This is a genomic window from uncultured Cardiobacterium sp., from assembly GCF_938028185.1.
Classification (GTDB): domain Bacteria; phylum Pseudomonadota; class Gammaproteobacteria; order Cardiobacteriales; family Cardiobacteriaceae; genus Cardiobacterium.
On sequence record NZ_CALJAH010000071.1, the window covers coordinates 1 to 5463 of the forward strand.

Annotated in this window: 4 protein-coding genes; 1 reads left to right on the plus strand and 3 read right to left on the minus strand. The window is 62.3% G+C overall.

Features of this window, described 5'->3' with window-relative positions:
* Positions 1-79: 79 nt before the first annotated feature.
* Positions 80-2905, minus strand: coding sequence for a DNA polymerase I (gene polA, locus Q0349_RS02320; RefSeq protein WP_298079246.1), 2826 nt, complete (start codon positions 2903-2905; stop codon positions 80-82).
* 165 nt (positions 2906-3070) lie between these two features.
* Between polA and Q0349_RS02325 the strand changes: the two genes are divergently transcribed.
* Positions 3071-3742 carry a TIGR00730 family Rossman fold protein gene (locus Q0349_RS02325; protein WP_366916256.1) on the plus strand — a complete coding sequence of 224 codons (672 nt, stop codon included), beginning with the start codon at positions 3071-3073 and terminating at the stop codon, positions 3740-3742.
* 37 nt (positions 3743-3779) lie between these two features.
* Here the strand turns inward: Q0349_RS02325 and Q0349_RS02330 are convergent, their stop codons facing one another.
* Together Q0349_RS02330 and Q0349_RS02335 are read right to left on the minus strand one after the other, a co-directional pair.
* Positions 3780-4274, minus strand: coding sequence for a hypothetical protein (locus Q0349_RS02330; protein ID WP_298079249.1), 495 nt, complete (start codon positions 4272-4274; stop codon positions 3780-3782).
* 41 nt (positions 4275-4315) lie between these two features.
* Positions 4316-5463, minus strand: a 1148-nt coding sequence (locus Q0349_RS02335; protein WP_298079250.1) for a cation:proton antiporter, incomplete at its 5' end; no start/stop codon positions are given.

Consider the following 5463-nt stretch of genomic DNA (forward strand, 5'->3'; position numbering starts at 1 on the left):
GTTCACCCCCTCCCCGACCCTCCCCCGCTGCGGGCTTCGCCCTGCAGGGGAGGGGGAATTTTCAAATTGCAAACAGCCGCTAATGCGCTTCGTCCCAGTTGGCGCCGATGCCGGTATCGACGATGAGCGGTACGGCGAGGATCATCGCGTTTTCCATCAGTGCAACGATGCGCGGCGTCAGGTCGGCGGCGGCTTCCGGGCGGATTTCAAAGACGAGTTCGTCGTGGACTTGCATGATGAGGCGCAGGTCGTCGCGGGTTGTCGCTGCGCGGTTTGTTTGCTGCCCCCACCCCGGCCCTCCCCCACGGGGGAGGGGGGTTGTGTTGGGGATGCCCGCTGTTTCGGAGAAGAGGGAGGTTGTATTTGGCAGGGGTGCCAGTCCCAGTTCGCGGTCGATGGCGAGCATGGCGCGTTTGATGATGTCGGCGGCGCTGCCCTGCATCGGTGCGTTGATGGCAAGGCGTTCGCTGGCTTGGCGCCGTTGCGGGTTTTTGCTGTTGATGTCCGGCAGGTAGAGGCGGCGGCCGAGTAGGGTTTCGACGTAGCCTTGTTTGTGCGCCGCTTCGCGTGTCGCGTCCATGTAGTCGCGTACTTTCGGGTAGCGCGCGAAGTAGGTGTCGATGTAGTCGGCGGCTTGGCCGCGCGGGATGTTCAGTTGGCGCGCGAGGCCGAAGGCGCTCATGCCGTAGATGAGGCCGAAGTTGATGGCTTTAGCATCGCGGCGCTGTTCGCGGCTAACCGCTTCGGGCGCGACGCCGAAGATTTCGGCAGCGGTCGCGCGGTGGATGTCGTCGCCTCTGGCGAAGGCGGCGAGCAGGCCGGGGTCGGCGGAGAGGTGCGCCATGATGCGCAGCTCGATTTGTGAGTAGTCGGCGGCGAGGATTTGCCAGCCGTCTTCTGCGATGAAGGCGCGGCGGATGCGGCGGCCTTCGTCGCTGCGCACCGGGATGTTTTGCAGGTTGGGGTCGCTCGATGAGAGGCGGCCGGTGCTGGTGACGGCCTGGTGGTAGCTGGTGTGGATGCGTCCGGTCTGCGGGTTGATGAGTTCGGGCAGGCGGTCGGTGTAGGTGGTTTTGAGTTTGGAGAGGCCGCGATGCTCCAGGATGAGGCGCGGCAGTTCGGCGCCGTGGCTTTCGGCGAGTTCGGCCAGCACTTCTTCGTTGGTGCTGGGCTGGCCTTTCGGTGTTTTGCGCAGCACGGGCAGGCCGAGTTGGTCGTAGAGGATTTCTTGTAATTGTTTGGGGGAGCCGAGGTTGAAGGGGCTGCCGGCGAGTGCGTGCGCGGCTTGTTCGAGGGATGCGAGTTGTGCGCTGATTTCGACGCTTTGTGCGGCGAGCGCTGCCGGGTCGATGCGCACCCCGGTCGCTTCGATTTTGTAGAGGAGTTCGGCCAGCGGCATTTCGAGGTCGCGGTAAAGGGCGTCGAGGCGCGGCGCGGCGGCGAGTTTGGGTGCGAGGTGGTTTTTCAGGCGCAGGGTGATGTCGGCGTCTTCGCAGGCGTAGTCGGTGGCGATTTCCAGCGGGATTTGGTCGAAGGTGAGTTGTTTCGCGCCTTTGCCCGCGATGTCTTCAAAGGTGGTGGTTTGGTGGTTCAAGTAGTAGTCGGCGAGGTCGTCGAGGTTGTGGCGGGTGGCGGTGCTGTCGGTGATGTAGCTCATCAGCATGGTGTCGTCTTTGACGCCGCGCAGTTCGATGCCGGCGCGGGCGAGGACGTGGCGGTCGTATTTGTGGTGCTGGCCGCTTTTCGGCGGGGCGTCCGCTTCGAGCAGGGGTTTGAGGCGGGCGAGCGCGGCTTCGTAGGGCAGGTTGGCGCTCAACTGGTGCGCCAGCGGCAGGTAGTACGCTTCACCGGGCACGGGCGCGAGGCTGATGCCGACGAGGTTGGCGCGCATGTAGTCGAGGCTGTCGGTTTCGCTGTCGATGGCGTAGCCGTCGCTGTTTTTGAGGCGGTCGATGAGGGTGTCGAGTTCGTCCAGGGTGGTGATGGCGCGGTAGTGGGTGGCGACGGGCGCGGGCGGCGGCGCGGTGGGGGTTTTCAGGTATTGTGCTTTGATGCTGGCGAGTTCGTAGGTGTCGCAGAGGGCAGCGAGTTTGTCCGGCTGGCGCGGTTGTAGCGCAAGGTCGGCGATGCGGGTGTTGAGCTCAAGCGCGGTGTTGATGGTGGCGAGTTGTTGTGAGAGGCGCAGGGTGTCGAGTCCGGCGCGCAGGTTTTCGCCGATTTTGCCGGGGATTTTGGTCGCGTTGTCGATGATGTTGTCGATGTTCTGGTATTCGGCCAGCCATTTGGCGGCGGTCTTCGGCCCGACTTTCGGCACGCCGGGGATGTTGTCCGAGGTGTCGCCGACCAGCGCAAGGAAGTCAATCACCTGGTCGGCGCGCAGCGCATCGACTTTGAAGCGGTCGGCGATGTTGGCGGTGGTGGTGACGGCGTTTTTCATGGTGTCGAGCAGGGTGATGTCGGCGTGGGTGAGCAGTTGCGCCATATCCTTGTCGCCGCTGGATATCACGACTTGATAGTGTTCGGCGAGCGCCTGCATGGCGAGGGTGCCGATGACGTCGTCGGCTTCGACGCCGGGTTCGATGATGAGCGGGAAGCCAAGCGCTTCGATGAGGCGGTGCAGCGGCTCGATTTGGACGCGCAGGTCGTCCGGCATCGGCGGGCGGTGCGCCTTGTAGGCGGGGTAGAGTTCGTGGCGGAAGGTTTTGCCCGGCGCGTCGAAGACGACGCCGAAGTAGGCGGGTTGGTGGTCGTCGTAGAGTTTGGCGAGCATTTTGATGACGCCGTGCAGCGCGCCGGTGGGGTGGCCGTCGCGGTTGGTGAGCGGCGGCAGGCCGTGAAAGGCGCGGAAAAGGTAGGACGAGCCGTCCACGAGGACGACGAGGTGATTCGGGTCGGGCTGGTGCATGGGGGTTCCGTTTGTGGTGGGCGGGGCTTTGCGGCAGAATGGCGCGCTTTCCCGCAGGCGCGCTATTGTTTGGGCGCCCCGGGTGCTTGTCAATTTTTTAAGGAGTGTTTTATGGGCAAACGGCGTCCGCCGAAGGAGTTGCACCCGGACAATGGTGCGCACGGTATGCAGGGTGAGGCATGGCGGGTATTCCGCATCATGTCGGAATTTGTCGAGGGGTTTGAGAAGCTGGCGGTGATTGCGCCGTCGGTGAGCATTTTTGGCTCGGCGCGGATTCACGCGGAGCATCCGGTGTACCGGCAAACGCAGGAAATCGCCAAACGCCTGTCGGACGCGGGCTTTTCCGTGGTTTCCGGCGGCGGCCCCGGCGTGATGGAGGCGGCAAACAAGGGCGCGTATGAGGGCGCCAAGGGGCTGTCGGTCGGGCTGAATATCCAGTTGCCGCATGAGCAGTCATCGAACGAGTTTCAGGATATTTCGCTGGAATTTCGCCACTTTTTCTCGCGCAAGGTGATGTTCGTCAAATACGCCAACGCTTATGTCGTCATGCCCGGCGGCTTCGGCACGCTGGACGAGCTGGCGGAAATCCTCGTGCTGATTCAGACCGGCAAGAGCCGCAAGATTCCGGTGATTCTCGTCGGCAGCGCTTTCTGGCGCGGCCTGCTGGCGTGGATGGAAGAAACGATGGTCGCGCAAGGCCTCATCAAGGCAGAGGATATGCGGCTGATGACGCTGGTCGATGACGCCGACGCGGTCATCGCCGCCATTTTGGATTTCTACGAAGGCCGCGCCTTTGCCCCCAGCGCCGAGGAGGAGAAGCTGCTGCGGCATTTGTGAGCCAGAAAAAACCCCGCCTCGGCGGGGTTTTTTGGTTTCAATTTGCGCGCGCGCCCAATGCCGTCAGCAGCGCTTTCTGGTCGCTGCCGAGCGGGGCGGCGGGGGCTTTGCCAAGGGCGGCGCGCTGTTCCGCCAACTGGCGTTGCAGGGCGGCGATGGCGGCCGCGTCTGCGCCCGTCTCCGCCAGGTAATTGAGGCGGTAATCGAGCGCGTTTTCCGCCGCCTTGAGCGCGCGGTTGCCACCATCGAGCAGGTCGCGGCAGAGCGCTTCCAGCGCGGCGAGCAGCTCCAGCGCGCCCTGTTCGCCGTTTTCGTCGTCGTTTTTGTCCCAGAGGTAGTCCATCAGGCGGTCTTGCAGCGCGGTGGCCAGCGCCGGGTCGGGCCCGCCCTGCCAGCTTTGCGCGATGAGTTCGCGCGCCTGCGCGAGGATGTCGTCGCCGTCGTGTTTGACGAGGAAGCCGATGACTGCCGGGTCGCGCGTCAGCGGGTAGAGGTTCCAGGCGGCGAGCGCCGCGGGGGTTTTGTGCTTCATGACGGGTTCCTTTTATGTTTTTGTTGTGGGGGTGGCGCGGTTTAGGCGTCGTCTTCGTCGAGGTCGCGGCCCACGGGGGCGACCGGCTCGCCACGGATGATGGCGGCGATGTCGTCCGCCATCCGGATGTCATAGGCGTGTCCGATTTCGATAGCCTGCTGGTTTTGGAATGGCCCCAGCTTGGGGTCATAAATGCGCGCCTGTTCGACCATTTTGTGGCGGTCGGTATGGAAGTAGTAATAGGCGATATGGTCGGCAATATCATTTTTTATGCCGAGCAGTTTCAGGGCGCCTTTGCCCGCACGGACGGACGCATCAAACAATTCGCGGACAATTTCATTTGCACCCGCCTGATAGAGCGCAAAGGTATGGAGGCGGTCAAAGGCGCGGGCGACGATTTTAATGTTCGGGTTAATCTCGCGGGCGAAGCGGACGATTTGCAATGCCTGTTCGCGGTTATCGATGGCGACGACAATCATGCAGGCGTTTTCAATACCGGCGGCAATAAGCAACTCATGCCGCGAGGCATCGCCAAAATGGGTTTTGACGCCGTATTGGGTAAAGCCCTGAACCTGTACCGGATCCAAATCAATAATGGTGGTTCCGTATCCGCTCATTTGTATCATTCTTTGAATGTGCTGGCCGAATCTGCCCATGCCGATGATTAGAACCGGTTTTTGTTCTTCGATGGTATCGGCTTCGCGCTCGGCGGCGCTTTCTTTTTTGGCAAAACGGTTATGCAAAAGAATGACCAGCGGCGTTAAGACCATGGAAAGAACAACGGTCGCGGTCATGGTCGCGTTATCGGCATCGGTAATGACGCCGTTATTGACCGCTGCGGCAAAGAGGACGAAAGCAAATTCACCGCCCTGCGCCATAATTACCGCGCGGTCGAGCGCATCGGCATGACTGCTTTTGGCGAGGCGCGCGACGAAATAGATACACGCCGCTTTCATTGCCATCAAGGCGATGACGCCGGTTGAAACCAGCAGCCAGTGTTGCGCCACCACTTTCAAATCCAGCGACATCCCGACGCCGAGGAAAAAGAGGCCGAGCAGCAGGCCACGGAAGGGCTCAATATCGGCTTCAAGCTGGTGGCGGAAGGAGGATTCGGAGAGCAGGACGCCCGCGACAAACGCGCCCATCGCCATCGACAGCCCGCCCGCTTCCATCAGCAGCGCCGCGCCGA